Annotated in this window: 16 protein-coding genes; 12 read left to right on the top strand and 4 right to left on the bottom strand. The window is 63.1% G+C overall.

The features are described from left to right. Positions 1–360: 360 nt before the first annotated feature. On the bottom strand, positions 361–2,328 hold the full coding sequence (gene mnmC / locus P3T23_RS05370) for a bifunctional tRNA (5-methylaminomethyl-2-thiouridine)(34)-methyltransferase MnmD/FAD-dependent 5-carboxymethylaminomethyl-2-thiouridine(34) oxidoreductase MnmC (protein ID WP_429315143.1): 1,968 nt from the start codon (positions 2,326–2,328) through the stop codon (positions 361–363). A 413-nt stretch (positions 2,329–2,741) separates the two neighbouring features. Here mnmC and P3T23_RS05365 point away from each other — a divergent pair, with 413 nt between their 5' ends. After that, complete coding sequence (locus tag P3T23_RS05365; protein WP_074262967.1) at positions 2,742–3,020, top strand: HU family DNA-binding protein; 279 nt, start codon at positions 2,742–2,744, stop codon at positions 3,018–3,020. Positions 3,021–3,255: 235 nt separating this feature from the next. Here P3T23_RS05365 and P3T23_RS05360 read toward each other — a convergent pair whose 3' ends face one another. Next, the gene (locus tag P3T23_RS05360) at positions 3,256–4,563 is read right to left on the bottom strand and encodes a GTP-binding protein (protein ID WP_429315356.1); all 1,308 of its coding nucleotides are present in this window, start codon (positions 4,561–4,563) and stop codon (positions 3,256–3,258) included. A gap of 150 nt (positions 4,564–4,713) precedes the next feature. Next, positions 4,714–5,160 carry a lytic transglycosylase domain-containing protein gene (locus tag P3T23_RS05355; RefSeq protein WP_429315142.1) on the bottom strand — a complete coding sequence of 149 codons (447 nt, stop codon included), beginning with the start codon at positions 5,158–5,160 and terminating at the stop codon, positions 4,714–4,716. Positions 5,161–5,617: 457 nt separating this feature from the next. Here P3T23_RS05355 and gspD point away from each other — a divergent pair, with 457 nt between their 5' ends. Genes gspD through gspF form a run of 3 tightly spaced genes read left to right on the top strand, consistent with a single transcriptional unit; the run spans position 5,618 to position 10,648 of the window. Beyond that, positions 5,618–7,891 (top strand): type II secretion system secretin GspD, encoded by a 2,274-nt coding sequence (gspD, locus tag P3T23_RS05350; protein WP_429315141.1) that lies wholly within the window; start codon positions 5,618–5,620, stop codon positions 7,889–7,891. Beyond that, the gene (gene gspE, locus P3T23_RS05345; RefSeq protein WP_429315140.1) at positions 7,888–9,426 is read left to right on the top strand and encodes a type II secretion system ATPase GspE; all 1,539 of its coding nucleotides are present in this window, start codon (positions 7,888–7,890) and stop codon (positions 9,424–9,426) included. The genes gspD and gspE overlap by 4 nt, the downstream gene beginning before the upstream one ends. A 4-nt stretch (positions 9,427–9,430) precedes the next feature. Then, positions 9,431–10,648 carry a type II secretion system inner membrane protein GspF gene (gene gspF, locus P3T23_RS05340; RefSeq protein WP_429315139.1) on the top strand — a complete coding sequence of 406 codons (1,218 nt, stop codon included), beginning with the start codon at positions 9,431–9,433 and terminating at the stop codon, positions 10,646–10,648. Positions 10,649–10,697: 49 nt separating this feature from the next. On the opposite strand, the gene P3T23_RS05335 is transcribed toward gspF, so the two are convergent. After that, positions 10,698–11,108: a type II secretion system protein N gene (locus tag P3T23_RS05335; protein ID WP_429315138.1), complete on the bottom strand. Its 411-nt coding sequence runs from the start codon at positions 11,106–11,108 to the stop codon at positions 10,698–10,700. A 170-nt stretch (positions 11,109–11,278) separates the two neighbouring features. Between P3T23_RS05335 and gspG the strand changes: the two genes are divergently transcribed. The 8 genes from gspG (at position 11,279) to P3T23_RS05295 (ending at position 18,001) form a co-directional block, all read left to right on the top strand. Continuing rightward, a complete protein-coding gene (gspG, locus tag P3T23_RS05330; RefSeq protein ID WP_429315137.1) occupies positions 11,279–11,743 on the top strand; it encodes a type II secretion system major pseudopilin GspG in 465 nt (154 codons plus the stop codon). A 13-nt stretch (positions 11,744–11,756) separates the two neighbouring features. After that, positions 11,757–12,242 (top strand): GspH/FimT family pseudopilin, encoded by a 486-nt coding sequence (locus P3T23_RS05325; RefSeq protein WP_429315136.1) that lies wholly within the window; start codon positions 11,757–11,759, stop codon positions 12,240–12,242. A gap of 1 nt (position 12,243) precedes the next feature. After that, complete coding sequence (gene gspI / locus P3T23_RS05320; RefSeq protein WP_429315135.1) at positions 12,244–12,651, top strand: type II secretion system minor pseudopilin GspI; 408 nt, start codon at positions 12,244–12,246, stop codon at positions 12,649–12,651. Further along, on the top strand, positions 12,629–13,324 hold the full coding sequence (locus P3T23_RS05315; RefSeq protein WP_429315134.1) for a PulJ/GspJ family protein: 696 nt from the start codon (positions 12,629–12,631) through the stop codon (positions 13,322–13,324). Before gspI ends, P3T23_RS05315 begins: the two co-directional genes overlap by 23 nt. Positions 13,325–13,980: 656 nt before the next feature. Further along, positions 13,981–15,297 carry a type II secretion system minor pseudopilin GspK gene (gene gspK / locus P3T23_RS05310; protein WP_429315355.1) on the top strand — a complete coding sequence of 439 codons (1,317 nt, stop codon included), beginning with the start codon at positions 13,981–13,983 and terminating at the stop codon, positions 15,295–15,297. A 28-nt stretch (positions 15,298–15,325) separates the two neighbouring features. Further along, positions 15,326–16,699 (top strand): type II secretion system protein GspL, encoded by a 1,374-nt coding sequence (gspL, locus tag P3T23_RS05305; protein ID WP_429315133.1) that lies wholly within the window; start codon positions 15,326–15,328, stop codon positions 16,697–16,699. After that, positions 16,696–17,199: a type II secretion system protein M gene (locus P3T23_RS05300; protein WP_429315132.1), complete on the top strand. Its 504-nt coding sequence runs from the start codon at positions 16,696–16,698 to the stop codon at positions 17,197–17,199. The genes gspL and P3T23_RS05300 overlap by 4 nt, the downstream gene beginning before the upstream one ends. Before the next feature lie 22 nt (positions 17,200–17,221). Next, a complete protein-coding gene (locus tag P3T23_RS05295) occupies positions 17,222–18,001 on the top strand; it encodes a type II secretion system protein N (protein ID WP_429315131.1) in 780 nt (259 codons plus the stop codon). Positions 18,002–18,047: the final 46 nt, after the last annotated feature.

Here is an 18,047-nt window from a genome sequence, read left to right as displayed (position 1 = left end):
GATGTACGCAGGCTGGCTGCATTTCGTTTTCGCGAAACGGCGGTTTGCAGCCCGTCCTTCTTGCCGATGGAGGGCGGGCTAGCCTTTGGTTTACATGTTTACCTGTATGTATACGTAGTAATAGTTAACAAGGGCACTGCGTTTCTGTGGATAACATCGGTTTACCAAGAGGAATCAGTCGTTTGCAGAACGCATAACCGGATGCACAGCGTGTGTGGCCGGCGCGTGCTGCTGAGAACAACTTTTTGGACCCGACCAGGGGCGCGCGAGTTACCCCGTTTACGTCCACATCGATTCCACATGAGTTGCGCCTGCTTTCCCTGGTGTTATCCACAGCCTCGCGTGGATAACTTTTCCTGGTCAGCGGACGCTGCCTTGACGTAATGCCCTAAGAAGAAAGCGCGCAGGGTCGATCGCTTCGCAGAGATCCCGTTCGATGGGCCACGGCTCCCCTTCGATTTGCGAGGCGATGAGTTCCGCCCCCAGTGCGGCCCATACAAGACCGCGTGAACCGTAGGCGAACGCTCCGTGCATACCGTTGGCGCGCGGGAGATCGAGTGGCCAGGCGCCGCGCAGACGGTCGGCTTCAAGCGCGGCCGCTTTTTCGTCAGCGAGCGTGCCGATCATCGGCAGACGGTCGCTCGCGACGCAGCGAAACGCAACGCGTCCGCCCAGCATGGCGATTTGCTGCGGGTCGATCGCACCGTTGAGCGTCGGCAGCATCTGCGCGATACGCGCAAGATTTTCGGCGTGACCGGGTGTGCGCAGCGAAGGGTCGGGATCGTCGATATCGTAGGTCGCGCCGGTAAGCGTGATGCCATTGGCTAGCGGTACCGCGTAACCCTCCCCGATCACCGGAATGTGCAAACCTGACACGATGCCCGCGGGCAAAACCGTCAACTGGCCGCGTACGCTACGCGTCGACGCATAGTTGAGACCCGCGACGCGCGCGGCGTCGTGCGCGTTCGCAACGATGACAACGGGCGCGCGAGCGACGAGCTGGTTAGCGTCGTCGAATACATCCCAGTCTTCGCCGGATCGTTCGATGCGCGACACCTGCACACCGAAGCGTCGTTCAAGTTGCCCGCCCGCAGCGGCGCATTGTGCCGCGCAAAGCGTCGCGGGATCGAGCCAGCCGCCGCGCGGAAAAAACCAGCCACCGTTTGCCACGTCGATGTGGGCGATACGTCGCGCCTCTTCGCGCGACATCGGCACAACGTAGTCCGGCGGATAGGCAAACGACGCGAGTGCCTCGGCCATCGCTCGCGATTCTGCGTCGCTGGCGGCTAGCTGAAGCAGGCCCTCTGGACCGCGTGTCAGTGGTCGACCTGCGCGTTCGAGCGTACTCCAGCGCTGCAACGCGTAGAGAAAGCCGGCTCGCGTGATGCGTGACGCGACGCTGTCGTCTCGCGAAAGCATCGGATGAAACACGCCTGCCGGATTACCCGACGCGTCGCGCGCTAGCGCGTTGTGACGCTCCAGTGCGGTCACTCGCCAGCCGCGTGCAGCGAGTCGTTCGATCACTGCACAGCCGGCGAGGCCGGTGCCGATCACGATCGCATGACGTTCGCCGACGGCGAGCGGCAACGGCGGTTCATGTCGCCGTACCCGCCAGCGGGGCGCAAAGTGGCCGACCAGCATCGCGCGTTTCCAGCCGAAGCCATCGACTTTTTTATACTCGAAGCCGGTGGCCTGGAGCGCGCGTTTTACGTCGCCGGCACTTGTATAAGTGGCGAAGGTGGCGCCATCGCCCGCGATCCGGGCGAGCTGTTTGAAGATGGTCGGTGTCCACAATTCAGGATTTTTTGCGGGAGCAAAGCCATCGAGATAGAACGCGTCGGCGCGTAACCAGAGCGACGGCAACGTTTCTGTTGCATCGCCAAAGACGAGCGTCAGCGTGATGCGCCCACCTTCGAATTCGAGCCGGTGCGTGCCGGGCACAAGTGTTGGCCACGCATCGGCGAGCGTCTGCGCAAGCGTGGCGATCGATGCATCCGCAACGGTCGCTTCGTATGCACGACGCAGATCCGCCTGCAAAAAGGGGTGTTTTTCGGTCGACACGAAATGCAGACGTTCGCAACGAGCGGGATCGGCTCGCCACGCTGCCCAGGTCATCAGAAAGTTGATGCCCATGCCGAAGCCGGTTTCCATCACCGTGAAAACCCGTCTGCCCTGCCATCGTTCAGGCAGGTCGTTGCCGCGGAGAAACACGTGTTCGGCCTGCGCGAGGCCGCCTACCGCGCTGTGATAGATGTCGTCGTAGTGCGGCGAGAAGGGGGTGCCGTTGTCGCGAAAAGCAAGATTGGCAGGAGTCAGCGGCTCGGTCATGAGGGTAAAAATGAGCGTTCGAAGCCAGGTTCGCCAGTGCAGAAAGCCCCTGTTACAAGGGTTACACGGCAATACGTGAGGACGGAAGCGTTGGCAAAAACCAACGCTGGCGGGCCTTTCAGGGCAGTTGGCGCACCTGCTTCGGTGGCCTCAAACCCCAAATCCGCCGAAACCTTACTGGATAAGGCAAAGAACCGAGTAATTCTTCGAAACCCTTGTCCTGATTGGGTTTGCGCTGCGCTATCATAGCAAGCGCCGCACAGGGAAGCGGCAGCACGGCCGTCGCGTAGTATGCTGCGCGGCGCGTTTGTCCGGAGCGTTCCGGCACCGTCGCTGCTCGACGGCGCGGCACGCGCACGTATAATCGGCGCGTTCGCGCTGTTCGTGTCAACCTAAACCAGAAAGGAACCTTAATGAACAAACAGGAACTGATCGACGCCGTCGCAGGTCAGACGGGCGCCAGCAAAGCTCAAACCGGCGAAACGCTGGACACGCTGCTTGAAGTAATCAAGAAGGCCGTATCGAAGGGTGACGCAGTCCAGTTGATCGGCTTTGGCAGCTTCGGTTCGGGCAAGCGTGCGGCACGTACGGGCCGTAACCCGAAGACCGGTGAAACCATCAAGATCCCGGCCGCGAAGACTGTCAAGTTCACGGCTGGCAAGGCGTTCAAGGACGCAGTCAACAAGCGCTAAGCACCTTGTGCTTTGTTGTTGACGCCCGCCACAGGCGGGTTTTTTTTCGTCCGCGTTTTTGTTTGAGCCTGGGTTTGCGCTGGCGTTAGCGGCGCTGTTTACCCAGGCGTTTGCGTGATTGCGCGCTAAGGCAACTCGGCCGGCAAGGCGCGATCGTTTGATCGATGCATGCCTGCGGCAAGTTTTTTAGCCGTGTCTACCGCGAGGTTTATTCAACTGGCCGGCGTGCGCCGGTTTAGTGACGGTGATGTCCATGACCGTGATCATGGTGGTGGTGATGGCCAGTTTCATCCTCGCCGGCATCGTGGTCGTCTTCCGGATCGAAGTCCCATGCCGGGAACGGATCGGCAAATTGCTGCCATGCGTCAACGCCCAAAGCATGTTCATCGTCGGTCAACAGACACGCATCCAGCTTTGCGCGCCACGTGGCGGGATCGATGTCGATGCCGATCATCACCAGTTCCTGGCGACGGTCGCCGATCGTGAAATCGTCGAGGTCGCCATACCAGTCGGCGGCAATTTCAGCCATCAGTTCGTCGTCGCCGTCTGGCCACTCGCTGCGATCCTGCGCAGCCCACCACATGCCCGCCGGACCATGCCGGCATGCACCGCCCGCCTGCGAAAGCGAGCCGCCAACGTCGTTGCGCGTCGCAAGCCAGAAGAAACCCTTGCTGCGCAGCACGCCCTTCCATTCCTGATGCAGCAACGTCCACAGACGTTCCGGATGAAACGGCCTGCGGGCGCGATAGATGAAATTCCCAATGCCGAATTCATCGGCTTCAATGTGGTTTTCGTGCCCTGGATGTTCATTCAGCGCAACGAGCCAGCCCGGTGAACCCGAAGCCTCATCGAAATCGAATCGCTTCGTATTGAGTACCTCGGTAAGCGGCACGTCGCCAAAGCGGCTCACTACCTGCACCGCGCGTGGATTGATGCGCGCGAGGATGCGCTGCAAACGCGTGAGATCGTCGGCGCTGACCAGATCCGCCTTGTTCACGACGAGCACATCGCAGAACTCCACCTGTTCGACCAGCAGTTCGACGAGCGTGCGATCGTCCTCTTCGCTCGCGGCGATACCAAGCTCCGTGAGCGCATCGGCGCGAGCGTAGTCGCGCAGAAAGCTGGACGCGTCGATCACAGTCACCATCGTGTCGAGCCGCGCGACATCGGAGAGCGGCATGCCGTCGCCGTCGGCAAAGGTGAAGGATTCGGCGACCGACATCGGTTCGGCGACACCGTTCGATTCGACGAGGATCGCGTCGAAACGCTGCTCGCCGGCCAGACGGCGGATGTCGGTCAGCAGGTCGTCGCGCAGGGTGCAGCAGATGCAGCCGTTGGACATCTCGATCCGCTGCTCCCCGGCTTGCGACCGGGTGGCGGCGTCGCGTACCAGCGTCGCGTCGATATTGACCGCGGCGAGATCCTTGACGATCGCCGCGACGCGCAGGCCTGCGCGGTTCGCAAGGATGTGCTTGAGGAGCGTGGTCTTGCCCGCGCCCACAAAACCGGAGAGCACGGTGACGGGCAGTGGCGGCTGGTTCATCGCAGTACGGAAAACATGGGAAGAAAGGGGCATGCCTGGCGCAAACAGGATGCAGGCCGATGGCAGCACGAAGCCGCATTGTGCATCAAACGCGACGGCGCCGCCTGCCCGCATCTGCTGGAGCGTGGGCTTATGCCTGAGGAGATTGGATCAGCGGGTGGTCCGCAGCAGGTTCCACTTTTCCAGGATGCCTGCGATCTGCTTCGAGTAGTGGTCGCGCAGTAACGGTGTCTCTGAATGATATGCACCGACTGCCTGCCAGGTGTTACCGTACTTGTTCATCTTCTGACGCAGATGCCAGGCCGCGATGTAGACATTCTTACATGGCTCCATCAGCGTTCCGGTAGAAATGCCGTACTGGGACAGCGTGGCAAGATGGATCGAATTGATCTGCATCAGGCCGTAGTCCGTCGAACCATTGGCGTTCTTGTGGAGCGCGTCGGGCCGGTTGTGCGACTCCTGCCATGCAATTGCGCGCAGGATCAGCGGATTGACCTTCTGATAGCCGGCGGCCTCGTCGAAACAGTCGGCGCGTGCGGACGCGGCGGCGAACCACGCGCACAATCCCACGACAACAGTGACGACGGCCTGTCTCATCGGTCAAGATCACTAAGTAAAAAAGTGAAGAGGCGACCCTGCAACCAGCTTGCAAGACGACGCCCGATATCGGGAAAACCCGTGTCCGCTGCATTGAGCTATTGCTTCGAACCGTCCGTATGATACTGGCAGCACGTCAAGCGTCAAAGTTGGCTAACCGACATAAAAATGCTGAACAGGGATCCGCGTTTTGCCTGGGGTGTCGTTTGCGGTGGCTTGCGTGCGATGCTTTCAGTAATATGACGGATGCGTCGAATTCCAGAAAGAACTCACGGAGCCGAGCCCTTTTGTGACAATTCCGACATGAAAAGCTGCTACTGTTCAAATTTTTCGGACATCGGGCGGCCTGCATCCGCGATCCCCGGGACACGTCAGGGCGAAGGGGTTGCGCCCGGCCAGGATGTCCACTGCGCATGACCGTCGGCGGCGACTGCCGTCGGCATCGACATAACACTCCATGAGAAGAAACCGTATGGCTCTGCGTCGCGTCGCGACGGCGCTGCTGATTGCCGGGTTGATCACCTCGCAGCTTGCTCACGCACAGGTGACCCTCAACTTCGTCAACGCCGACATCGATCAGGTCGCGAGAGCGATCGGTGCGGCAACTGGCAAAACGATCATCGTCGACCCTCGGGTGAAGGGGCAACTGAATCTCGTGTCCGAGAACGCGGTCCCTGAGGACCAGGCGCTCAAGACCTTGCAATCCGCTTTGCGGATGCAGGGCTTCGCACTGGTCCAGGACCACGGCGTACTGAAGGTCGTACCCGAAGCGGACGCGAAACTGCAAGGCGTGCCGACCTACGTTGGCAATGAGCCGGCGGCACGCGGCGATCAGGTCGTCACGCAGGTTTTCCAGCTGAGAAATGAATCGGCGAACAATCTGCTGCCGGTGCTGCGTCCGCTGATCTCGCCGAACAATACGATTGCTGCGTATCCCGCGAACAACACATTGGTCGTGACGGACTACGCCGATAATGTACGGCGCATCGCGCAGATCATTGCGGGCGTGGATACGGCTGCCGGGCAGCAGGTCGAAGTTGTGCCGCTGAAGAACGCGAACGCACTGGATATCGCCACGCAGCTTTCCAGAATGCTGGATCCGGGCGCCATCGGCAGCGCGGACACGACCCTCAAGGTATCCGTCACCGCCGACGCACGCACCAATTCGCTCCTGCTGCGCGCTTCGAATGCCGCACGGCTTGCAGCGGCGAAGACGCTTGCGCAGAAGCTCGACGCACCGACCGCGCAGCCCGGCAACATGCACGTCGTGCCGCTGCGCAATGCGGATGCGGTCTCGCTTGCCAAGACCTTGCGCGGGATGCTGGGTAAAGGTGGCGACACCGGTACCGGTTCGTCGGCCAGTTCGAACGACGCGAATTCATTCAACCAGAGCGGCGGCTCGACGGGGGGGAGCAATTACTCGACGGGAACTGCGGGCACGCCGCCGCTGCCTTCGGGGCTCAGCAGCTCATCGTCGTCCTCGTCGATGGGCGGTGGTGGCGCATCTGGCTCGAGCGGCGGGGGTCTCGGCAACGCGGGTCTTCTCGGCGACAAGAAGAGCGAGGACAACCCGCCAGGCGGGATGATCCAGGCGGACGCGGCCACCAACTCACTGATCATCACGGCGTCGGACCCGGTGTACCGGAACCTGCGGGCGGTGATCGACCAGCTCGACGCCCGGCGCGCACAGGTCTATATCGAAGCGCTGATCGTCGAGCTGAGTGCGACGACAAGTGCCAATCTCGGGATCCAGTGGCAGGTCCAGAACGGCGACCTCTTTGCCGGTACCAACCTGACAGCAGGCGGCGTCGGCAACAGCATCGTCAATCTGACTGCGGCGGCGGCAGGAACCGGTGGCACCCCCGCGGCGCTGGCGGGCCTGTCGCAGGGGCTCAATATCGGCTGGATACACAACCTGTTCGGCGTACAGGGGCTCGGCGCCCTGGTGCAGGCACTCGCCCAGTCCAACGACGCGAACATACTGTCGACACCTAACCTCATCACGCTCGACAATGAGGAAGCCAAGATCGTGGTCGGCACGAACGTGCCGATCCAGACCGGTTCGTATTCGAACCTGACGAGCGGCGCCACAAGCGCGGCGTTCAATACCTTCGACCGCATCGACGTCGGTCTGACGCTGCACGTCAAACCGCAAATCACCGACGGCGGGATTCTCAAGCTGCAGCTTTACACCGAGGACTCGGCAATCGTGAACGGCACGAACAACGCTGCGACCAACCCGGCGGGCCCGGAATTCACCAAGCGTTCGATCCAGTCGACGGTGCTCGCCGATAACGGCGAGATCATCGTGCTCGGTGGCCTGATGCAGGATAACTACCAGGTGAGCAACAGCAAGGTTCCGCTGCTGGGCGACATCCCGTGGATCGGCCAGCTGTTCCGCTCGGAAGCGAAGAGCCGCACCAAGACCAACCTGCTGGTATTCCTGCGCCCCGTGATCATTACCGACCGCAATATCGCGCAGGCCGTGACGGCGAACCGCTACGATTACATCCAGGGCGTGCAGGGCGCGTACAGGTCGGACAACAACCTGATCAAGGACAAGGACGATCCGGTGGTGCCGCCGATGCCGGTCGGCCCGAGCCAGGGTGGCTCGCCCGAGATGAACCTGTTCGATCTGAACCAGATGCGGCGCCAGCAGGCGTTGGCGCAGCCCGCCGTTCCGGCGAGCGGCGCGGCCGGAAGCACCGCATCGCCAGGAGCCCATCCGTGACGCAGGCGGGCGCGCAGGCCACTCCCAACGATCCGGTCCATCCGGAGAGGGGTGTACGCGAGGCGCCCTCGCCGCTCGCCGCCCGGCTCGTACCGTATGGCTTCGCGAAGAGCGGGCAGATTCTCGTCGCGCATCAGCACGCGGACGGTCTCGAAGTCTGGATCAGCGAACGGACGACCGACGCTGCGCTGGCTGAAGTCGCACGCAATTTTGGCGCGCTGTCGGTGATGCGGATTCCCGCCGACGAGCTCGCCCAGGCGATCAATCAGGCCTACGCACGTCAGGATGGCAGCGCGGCGCAGGTGGTCGGTGAAGTTGAAGGTGAAGTCGATCTGTCGCGTTTGATGCAGGAGATTCCCGAAGTCGAGGATCTGCTCGAATCGGAAGACGACGCGCCGATCATCCGCATGATCAACGCGCTGCTGACCCAGGCGGCGCGCGAGCAGGCCTCGGATATCCATATCGAGCCGTTCGAAAATGCGTCGGTGGTACGGTTTCGCGTCGACGGCACGCTGCGCGATGTCGTGCGGCCGAAAAAGGCGCTGCACGGCGCGCTGATCTCGCGGATCAAGATCATGGCGCAGCTCGATATCGCTGAAAAACGTCTGCCGCAGGATGGCCGGATCACGCTGCGCGTCGGCGGCCGGCCGGTGGACGTGCGCGTCTCCACGCTGCCGACCGGACATGGCGAACGCGCGGTGCTGCGTCTGCTGGAAAAGGATGCGACCCGCCTGAATCTCGAGGCGCTCGGCATGGCCATCGACACGCTCGCGAAATTCGACAGGCTGATCAGCCGGCCGCACGGCATCGTGCTCGTCACCGGCCCGACCGGTTCGGGCAAGACGACCACGTTATATGCATCGATGTCGCGGCTCGAAACCGCGACGACCAACATCATGACGGTCGAGGATCCGATCGAATACGACCTCTCCGGCATTGGCCAGACGCAGGTCAACGAACGGATCGGCATGACCTTTGCGCGGGCGCTGCGCTCGATTCTGCGTCAGGATCCGGACGTCATCATGATCGGTGAAATCCGCGATCTGGAAACCGCGCAGATTGCCGTGCAGGCCTCGCTGACGGGCCACCTCGTGCTGGCGACGCTACACACGAACGACGCCGCGTCGGCCGTCACGCGTCTGACCGATATGGGCGTCGAGCCGTATCTGCTGGCGTCGTCGCTGCTCGGCGTGCTGGCGCAGCGGCTCGTGCGCAGGCTGTGTCCGGTGTGCAGGGAAGAGCGTGTCGAAGATGGCGACGACGAAACCGGCGAGCACAAAGGACACGCCCGCTGGCATCCCGTCGGCTGCGAAAAATGCGGGCATTCCGGCTATGCGGGACGGCGCGGCGTGTATGAACTGCTGCTGATCGACGAGCATATCCGCTCGCTGATCCACCGTAACGCCGCCGATGCGGAGATTCTCGCAGCGGGCCGCGCGCAGGGTATGCGGACACTGCGCGAGGACGGCGACCGCTGGCTCGCATCGGGCATGACGTCGCTGGAAGAAGTGATCCGCGTCACGGGCGGAGTGTAAGCGCATGCCAGCCTTCCGCTTCGAAGCGATCGATGCAGCCGGCAAGGCGCAAAAAGGCGTCCTCGATGCGGACAGCGCGCGCGGTGCCCGCACACAGTTGCGCACGCAGGGTCTGACGCCGCTCGTCGTCGAACCGGCAGCGACGCGCACGCGCGGGCAACGCAATCAGCGTCTGGCGCTCGGGCGGCGCCTGTCGCAGCGCGAACAGGCGATTCTCACGCGCCAGCTGGCGAGCCTCCTGATCGCCGGGTTGCCGCTCGGCGAAGCGCTTTCCGTGCTCACCGAGCAGTCCGAGCGCGACTACATTCGCGAACTGATGGCGGCGATCCGTGCCGAAGTGCTCGGCGGCCATTCGCTCGCGAACGCGCTGGCGCAGCATCCGCGCGATTTTCCCGAGATCTATCGCGCGCTGGTATCGGCGGGCGAGCATACCGGCAAGCTCGGTCTCGTGCTGTCGCGCCTTGCCGACTACATCGAACAGCGCAATGCGCTGAAGCAGAAGATCGTGCTCGCCTTCACGTACCCGACGGTCGTGACGATCATCGCGTTCGGCATCGTCACGTTTCTGTTGAGCTATGTCGTGCCGCAGGTCGTGAACGTCTTCGCGAGCACGAAGCAGCAACTGCCGATTCTCACCGTGATGATGATGGCGCTGTCCGGTTTCGTGCGGAACTGGTGGTGGGCCGTGTTGATTGCGCTCGTCGTGGTGGCGTATGTGGTGCGCTCGATTCTCGCGCAAGCCGGGCCGCGCCTTGCATTCGACCGGTGGCTGCTGACCGCCCCGCTGCTCGGCAAGCTCGTGCGCGGCTATAACACGGTGCGCTTCGCGAGCACGCTCGGTATTCTGACGGCGGCTGGCGTGCCGATCCTGCGCGCGCTGCAGGCCGCCAGCGAGACGCTCAGCAACAAGGCAATGCGCGGCAACATCGATGACGCGATCGTGCGGGTACGTGAAGGCACGTCGTTATCGCGCGCATTGGGCAATACGAAGACGTTTCCGCCGGTGCTGGTTCACCTGATCCGCTCGGGCGAAGCAACCGGCGATGTGACGACGATGCTCGACCGCGCCGCCGAAGGCGAAGCGCGCGAGCTTGAGCGGCGCACGATGTTTCTGACGAGTCTGCTCGAGCCGTTGCTGATTCTTGCGATGGGTGGCGTGGTGCTCGTGATCGTGCTGGCGGTGATGATGCCAATCATCGAGCTGAATAACCTGGTGCAATAAGAGCGAAACGGAAGGGCTTGCGCGGCGGCAGTCACGCCGCGTGAAAAATTCAGCGTACGTAGATCGTGGGACCGGGCGCGTTGGCAGGGAGGAACACTTCGGAATGTGCGCCATTGCGATCGATGATGATCGAGCGCGGCCGGACTTCGTAGAGTTTCGCGCCCTGCATGATCGTGCTGCCAAGCGTGATGGCGCGCGGCGGTTCGCCGCCGGTGCTGATGATGGCTGCGGCGCCTTCCCTGAGTGAGAGGATGCCGAAGAGATGCACGTCCTGATTGGCACTGCGCGTAAGCTGGCCACCGAACAGCGTCTCCGCCTGCTCGACCGAAACCGGGGCGCGCGCAGCCGCAGCCGCGGGGCCAGGCCGATGCGCGGTGAGCGTGACGATCCAGTAGGTGAGCGTCGCGCAGAAGACAGCGAAAAGCGCGAGCGACAACAGGCGGACTTGGAGTGCGTTCATGCGCTTCATTGTACGTATTAATGTGAAATTTGCGTTGAGTTGAAACCCTTCAACTCCATGACATTAAAATGAGCCGCCGGGCGTAGACCCGGCAGGTGGCACGCAGCATATTCACTGCACCGGGCGTCGCCCGTTGCATCGATACTTTTTCTGGAACGAGGTAGCAAGCTATGCAGATGTGGACCACACGCCGCACTGAAATCGCCGGACCGGGCGCCCGCCGTCAACGCGGGTTCACGTTGATCGAAATCATGGTGGTGATCGCGATTCTCGGCATTCTCGCCGCGCTGATCGTGCCGAAGATCATGAGCCGCCCGGACGAGGCGCGACGTGTTGCCGCGAAGCAGGACATCGGCACGGTGATGCAGGCGTTGAAGCTCTATCGCCTCGACAATGGCCGTTACCCGACTCAGGAGCAGGGATTGCGCGCGCTGGTCGAAAAGCCGTCGACGGATCCGGTGCCGAACAACTGGAAGGAGGGCGGCTATCTCGAACGCCTGCCTAACGATCCGTGGGGCAATGCGTATCAATACCTGAACCCGGGCGTTCACAGCGAGATCGACGTATTCAGCTATGGCGCCGACGGCAAGCCTGGCGGCGAGGGCAACGACGCGGACGTGGGTTCGTGGCAGTAGCCGGCTGACTTTAATGAAGGCGATGCCTCCGATGCCGCGCAGCCGTAAGCGTACGGCCGGTTTTACGCTGCTGGAAATGCTGGTGGTGCTGGTGATTGCCGGCCTGCTGGTGTCGCTGGCATCGCTGTCGCTGACGCGCAATCCGCGCACGGATCTGAACGAAGAAGCGCAACGTCTCGCGCTGCTGTTCGAATCCGCCGGCGATGAAGCGCAGGTGCGCGCGCGGCCCATCGCCTGGCTGCCGCTCGAAGGGGGTTTCCGTTTCGATCTGCGCAGCGATGACGGCTGGCGTCCGCTGCGTGACGATCTGCTGGGACCGCGCCACTGGGAAGGTGGCGTAACGGGGGTGGCGATCAGCTATCCCGGTTCGGAGCAGCGTGCGGATCGCGTCGTATTCGGTACGGAAAGCATCGACGCGCCCGTGCAGGTGACGCTGTTTTCGTCCGCGGGGAGCGCGACGATCGTCGGCACGGGTAATGGCCGCTATGAGGTGCGTTGAGATGCGCCGCCGCACGTCCGGTTCGGCTCGCGCCGCGGCGTCGCGCGGCTTTACGATGATCGAAGTGCTTGTCGCGCTTGCGATCATCGCGGTGGCGCTGGCGGCGTCGCTGCGTGCGGTAGGCAGTCTTGCGACGAGCGAGGCCGATCTGCATCGGCGGATGCTGGCCGGCTGGAGCGCCGACAACACACTCGCGCAGTTGCGGCTTGCACACGCGTGGCCGGAGGTCGGCTCACAGAGTTTCGACTGCTCGCAGGGCAACATGCAACTGATCTGCACGGAGCGCGTGAGCGCGACGCCGAACCCGGTGTTTAGGCGCGTCGAAGTATCGGTGACGACGCCAGGGCGTTCCGGCAATCTCGCCCAGATGGTTACGGTGATCGCGAATGAAACCAGCCGGTCGCTGTAAGTGCGGTGCGGCTCGCCGCGGAGGTCTGCCTCGCCGCGTGCGGGGGTTCACGCTGATCGAATTGCTGGTTGCAATTGCGATCCTGGCGGTGATTGCTGTGCTGTCGTGGCGAGGGCTGGACCAGATTGTGCGTGGCCGGCAGATGATTACCAGCGCGATGGAAGACGAACGCGTCTTTGCGCAACTGTTCGACCAGATGCGGATCGATGCGCGGCAGGCGACCTCGGACGATGAAGCGGGCGAGGCGGCAGTATCGATTGGCGGCAGCGTGCTGCAGATCGTGCGTGCGCTGGATATGCCGGGCACGGCACCGCGGCTGCAGGTTGTGCGGTATCGGATCGCCGATGGACGTGTGATCCGGTCTGCGTCGCCGCCGTTGGGGAATGTGGGTGAGTTGCGGCGTGCCTTGCGCGGTGGCGAAAATGCGGACTGGAGCGTGGTGCCGTTGATGGGCGGTGTGGGTGCGATCTCGGCGCGGGCTTATGTGCCGAAGGTCGGCTGGACCTCGCAGATGAATGATGTGCAATCCGCCATCACGCAGAACGACAATAATCTCAAGGTGCCGCAGTTGGGGAATGCGCCTTTGCAGCGATCTGTTACCGGGCTTGAAGTGAGCATCGGAGGCAAGGGGTTGGCGCGGCCTGTGACGCGCGTGTTTCTTGTCGGAGAATGATGATGAAGTTGGGTTCTTCGCTTGCGCGGTGCTTTGGTTCTGTTTTGTTGTTTGCTGTCTTTCGTGGGTTTTTTGTTTGGTGCCTTTCCTTGTTTTGCTTCTGGTTTATTAGTGTTGCCCCTGTGCGGGGCGGCACCTACTTTTCTTTGTCCTTGCCAAAGAAAAGTAGGCAAAAGAAAGGCGCCGAAGACGCGTCTCTTCCCGCGCGCTTGACCACCCGGGAATGGCAACCCATGAAGTGTCGCCCTCGCAAGGAAACGACATTGGTCCGACGCCAGACCGTCCCTCGCACAGTACTTCCTGTGACAAGGCCATCATCCATCCGACTCCGCGCTGCGCGCGTCGCCGACCGGCGTAACGTTCCCTGGCCGCCATCTTGCGTGTCGTGCAGTGTTTCGCTTCGCGGCGCGTCTCACATGAAAAATTGTGACGATCACGCTCGCCGTTTTGGTGGGTGGCGCCTCTCCGGAATTTCTCTCACGTTGCTTCGTCTCGCGGGCCTGGCGAACATTCCTGGCGATCTTGCGAGCCGTTTCGGCGAGCTTTACCGTCGCGCCGTTTCGCCCGGGTTGTTTTGCGTTGCGCACACACACAGCGCGCCCTTCTCCGCTGCCACGCGGACCCTTCCACGACGCACGCAGTGCGGAGTGGGATGGATGACGGCCTTGTCACGGGAAGTACTGTGCGAGGGACGGTCTGGCGTCGGACCAATGTCGAATCCCTTGCGAGGGCGACACTTCATGGGTTGCCATTCCCGGTCAGCGACCCATCGAGAAAGGACGAGCTTTCGGCGCCTTTCTTTTGCCTACTTTTCTTTGGCAAGACAAAGAAAAGTAGGTGCCGCCCCGCACAGGGGCAACGCTAATAAACCAGAAGCAAAACAAGGAAAGGCACCAAAACATCAATTCCAGAAAAGAACCAAAACCGCCGGCGCAGCCATCATCACCGCCCTGCTAGTAGTAGCACTCTCCGCAATCCTGGTCTCGGGCATGCTCTGGCGCCAGCAGGTGCAAATCAGAAGAATCGAGAACCAGCGCCTCCTCTCTCAGGCCCAATGGGTAGCAAGGGGCGCGCTAGACTGGACGCGCCTGATCCTCCGTTCTGAGGGCGACACCTCCGCCGGGGTCACTTACCTCGGTGGCATCTGGGGCGTGCCAATCGCAAAAACACGCCTGTCCGACTTTCTGGGCCAGATCGGTGAAGGCGGCGCCGAGCAGGGTGCGGAAACCTGGCTGTCGGGATCGATCGAAGACGCCCAGGCCAAATTCAACCTGCGCAATCTCGTATCGAGTCCGGCGCCCGGCGCGCTCCAGCTGAATATCCAACAGATCGAAGCGTTCCAGCGCCTCCTCGCGCTCCTGGGTGTCAATGGCCAGCTGGCAAAAAACACCGCAGTCCAACTGCGCGCGAGCCTCGCGCAATCCGCGACGCGCTTCCAGACGCAGACCACCACCAGTACGACCACGACGTTGCAAGGCGGTGCAATCGGCGGCGGCAATTTCACCGACAAACCGGGTCTCGACGACAGTGACGACAACTCCCCCGTCGCGCCGCTCCAGATGACGAGCGTCGACTCGCTGCTCGATGTTCCGGGCTTCACGTCCGAAATGGTCGCGCGCCTGCGCCCTTTCGTGACCGTCCTGCCGACGACTTCGGCCGTCAACATGAACACCGCTCCCGCCGAAGTCATCGCTGCTATTGTCCCGGGGATGAACCTGTCGAGCGCGCAGGCCTTCGTTGCGCGTCGCGCGACGGTGTTCTTTCATAACATCGGTGACGTACAACTGGCGTTGCAAGGCGCGGGCGTGCAGATCGCGGCCCTCGACCCGAGCCAGCTCGACGTGAACACGAGCTATTTTCTGATTCACGGTCGCGTGCAGCACGAGCGCGCGGAAGTGGACCGCACGACGCTCATCTATCGCGATTCACTGACGCACACGACGCGTATCGTGCGTGTGCGCGACCAGCTATGAATAACGTCCTTCCCGGAGAGAGTGGCCTTTGAGCACCCTGATCGTCCTTCTGCCGCCGCGTGACCCGGTGGTGCCTTCGCAGGAATGGCAGTTGCCGGAAATGCCGTTCCTGTTGCTCGACAAGGCGGGCCGCACGCAACGCGCCGGTCGCTCGGCGTTGCCGCTGCTGCCGCGCGCGTCGTCGACCGTGCTGATGGTTGCCGCGCGCGATCTGCTGATGATCGCCGCCGCCGTGCCGCCGCTCAAAGGCCCGCGGTTGCGCCAGGCGCTGCCGAACGTCGTCGAGGATCAGCTGATCCAGGATCCGCAGACCTGTCACATCGCGCTCGATCCGCTACCGCTCGCCGGGCGGCGGCAGGTGCTCGCCGTGATCGATCGTGGCTGGTTCAGGTTCATCCTGGAAGGCTTTCATGCAGCCGGCCATCGCAACATAAGCGCGGTGCCGGTTACGCGCTGTCTGCCGGAAGCAGCGGCCGGCGCGACACTCCCCGCTGAGGCGATCACCGCCACGGCGGATGCCGGTGCCGACCTGCTGGCGACAGCAGTGGCGGGTGCAGGCTTGGTGGACACACCGGTTGCGCCCGTCGTTGCCGCCGTGCTCGGCACCGTGGTATCGACGGCCCCGGCGCTGCTCATCGATGCCGCGATGGAAACCGCCGCGCCCAGCGTCGAACTTGCGATCGTGCGCGGCGCGCTGGGCGAAGGGCTCGCCGTGCCGGCGGCCAGCGTTCGTGCGACTCTTGCCGCGCTGGCGGGCGCCGCTCCCACTACGCTTTATTCGCTCACGGAGGTGCCCGGCAACGAGCCGCGCCTCGCGTCAAATATAGAGGCGCATCTGGGCGGCGCGCAGCCGTTGCCGTTCGAGACGCTGGCGCGCCGCGCGCTCGAATGCCGCTTCGATCTGTGCCAGTTCGAGTTTGCCTCCCAGCCATGGCGCCTCGACCGCGCGACGCTGCGGCGTCTGCGTGTACCGCTGCTGCTGGCGATTGCCTCGCTCGTGGTGGCGATAGTCGGTGCGAACCTGCAGTGGCTGATGCTTGCGCGCCAGCGCGATGCCATCACGACGCAGATGACCGAGTTGCTGCTCAACGCCTTTCCGAAAACCACCGTCGTGCTCGATGCCCCCGACCAGATGTCGCGCCAGCTTCAGCAACTGCGCGTAGCGGCGGGTGAACTGTCGCCGGGCGATTTCCTGTCGCTGGCGGACGGGCTCGCGCGTTCGCTGGGTCCGATTCCGGTGAACGGGCTCGCGGCACTGGACTATCACGACCGGCGCCTCGAAGTGACCTTCAAGCCCGAAGTGAAGGTCGATCCTGATCTGGGCCGGCGCCTTGCGCGCAATGGCCTGAACGGCGCGATCGACAGCAATACCGGCAAGTGGACGATCAGGAACGGACAATGAAAACAGCACTGGGACAGACCTGGGCCGGATTCTGGGACGCGCGCACGACGCGCGAAAAGACGCTGCTGACGTGGGGCGGCGCGGCGGTGGCTGTGGTAGTCGCATGGTCGGTGCTGTGGGCACCGGCGCAGGAAGGCCGTGCGCGTCTGCGCGATACGCTGCCCGCCCTGCAGCGCCAGCTCGCGCAGATGACCGCGCAGGCGAACGAGGCGCGTGCGCTGTCCGCAGTGACGCAGGGTGTGGCGCCCACGGGCGGTGCGCTAAAAGACGCACTGACCGCCTCGCTGACCGATCACGGCCTTGCCGCGACGCAGGTGCAGGTGCTTGGCAATGCGGTGCAGATCCAGATGAAGAATGCGTCGTTTCCGGCGTGGACCGCCTGGCTCGACGACGCCCGGCGGCAATTCAAGGTGCAGGTCGTCGAGGCGCACGTGAGCGCGCTGAAGGACGACGGCCAGGTCGATCTGACGGCATCTTTGCAGCCGTCCACGGCCCGATGAACGCGCCTCGGCACGAAACCGCATGATTTTCTGGATCCGCCTTTTGGGCGCTGCGCTGCCGTGGGCGCTCGTCGCCGTATTGTCGAGCGGCACGGTGCTGCTCGTGATGCTGCCTGCCGCGTGGATCACACCGCAATTCGCGAAGGCCACGCACGGTCACGTGAATCTCGTCGATCCGGACGGTTCGTTGTGGAACGGCTCGGCGACGTTGATGCTCGCCGCAGGTGACGATCCGTCCGGTGCGACGCTGCTGCCGGGCCGAATCGAATGGCGCACTGCGTTCTGGCCGCTTTTCACGGGCCGCGTGCGTATGCAGATGCGTCAGACCGACGCGATGCCGGACGCTGTTACCGTCGATGCTGCCGCACGAGGCGCGACCATCACAGGCGGCGGCATCGCCGTGCCGGCGTCCTTGCTTGCTGGTCTCGGCGCTCCGTTCAATACGCTCGATCTGCAGGGTGACGTGCGCCTTGCATGGACCGATCTGCGCATGTTTGACAAGGAAGCGTTCGGCAGGCTCACCGTCACGCTGAACGACATGAGTTCGCGCGTGTCGCTGGTCAAGCCGCTCGGGTCGTATCAGGTGGTGCTTCAGGCGGAGGGCATGAGATCGACGGTCGATCTGTCGACGCTGAAGGGACCGCTGATGCTCGACGGTCACGGCATCGTGCAGCAGGCGGGGACGTCGTTTCAGGGCACGGCGAGCGCCGCGCCGGAACAACACGACAATCTTGCGGGACTGTTGAATCTGCTCGGCCGGCGCACTGGGCCGGACACTGTAGCGCTTACCTTCATTCGTTGAGCGGCGGCGCGACGCTCGCGACGATGACATTGTCAGGCATCAGGGG

The sequence above is a fragment of the Paraburkholderia sp. GAS448 genome (assembly GCF_050435685.1).
Classification (GTDB): domain Bacteria; phylum Pseudomonadota; class Gammaproteobacteria; order Burkholderiales; family Burkholderiaceae; genus Paraburkholderia.
This window is presented reverse-complemented; position numbering and strand designations above follow the sequence as displayed.

Bases quoted from the DNA above. Each gene is read 5' to 3' on its own strand.
- gspI (WP_429315135.1), top strand. From the start codon at position 12,244: ATGCGCCGCCGCACGTCCGGTTCGGCTCGCGCCGCGGCGTCGCGCGGC.
- P3T23_RS05365 (WP_074262967.1), top strand. From the start codon at position 2,742: ATGAACAAACAGGAACTGATCGACGCCGTCGCAGGTCAGACGGGCGCC.
- P3T23_RS05300 (WP_429315132.1), top strand. From the start codon at position 16,696: ATGAAAACAGCACTGGGACAGACCTGGGCCGGATTCTGGGACGCGCGC.
- P3T23_RS05360 (WP_429315356.1), bottom strand. From the start codon at position 4,563: ATGAACCAGCCGCCACTGCCCGTCACCGTGCTCTCCGGTTTTGTGGGC.
- P3T23_RS05315 (WP_429315134.1), top strand. From the start codon at position 12,629: ATGAAACCAGCCGGTCGCTGTAAGTGCGGTGCGGCTCGCCGCGGAGGT.
- P3T23_RS05335 (WP_429315138.1), bottom strand. From the start codon at position 11,108: ATGAACGCACTCCAAGTCCGCCTGTTGTCGCTCGCGCTTTTCGCTGTC.
- mnmC (WP_429315143.1), bottom strand. From the start codon at position 2,328: ATGACCGAGCCGCTGACTCCTGCCAATCTTGCTTTTCGCGACAACGGC.
- gspD (WP_429315141.1), top strand. From the start codon at position 5,618: ATGAGAAGAAACCGTATGGCTCTGCGTCGCGTCGCGACGGCGCTGCTG.
- gspF (WP_429315139.1), top strand. From the start codon at position 9,431: ATGCCAGCCTTCCGCTTCGAAGCGATCGATGCAGCCGGCAAGGCGCAA.
- P3T23_RS05355 (WP_429315142.1), bottom strand. From the start codon at position 5,160: ATGAGACAGGCCGTCGTCACTGTTGTCGTGGGATTGTGCGCGTGGTTC.
- P3T23_RS05325 (WP_429315136.1), top strand. From the start codon at position 11,757: ATGAAGGCGATGCCTCCGATGCCGCGCAGCCGTAAGCGTACGGCCGGT.
- gspK (WP_429315355.1), top strand. From the start codon at position 13,981: ATGACGGCCTTGTCACGGGAAGTACTGTGCGAGGGACGGTCTGGCGTC.
- gspG (WP_429315137.1), top strand. From the start codon at position 11,279: ATGCAGATGTGGACCACACGCCGCACTGAAATCGCCGGACCGGGCGCC.
- P3T23_RS05295 (WP_429315131.1), top strand. From the start codon at position 17,222: ATGATTTTCTGGATCCGCCTTTTGGGCGCTGCGCTGCCGTGGGCGCTC.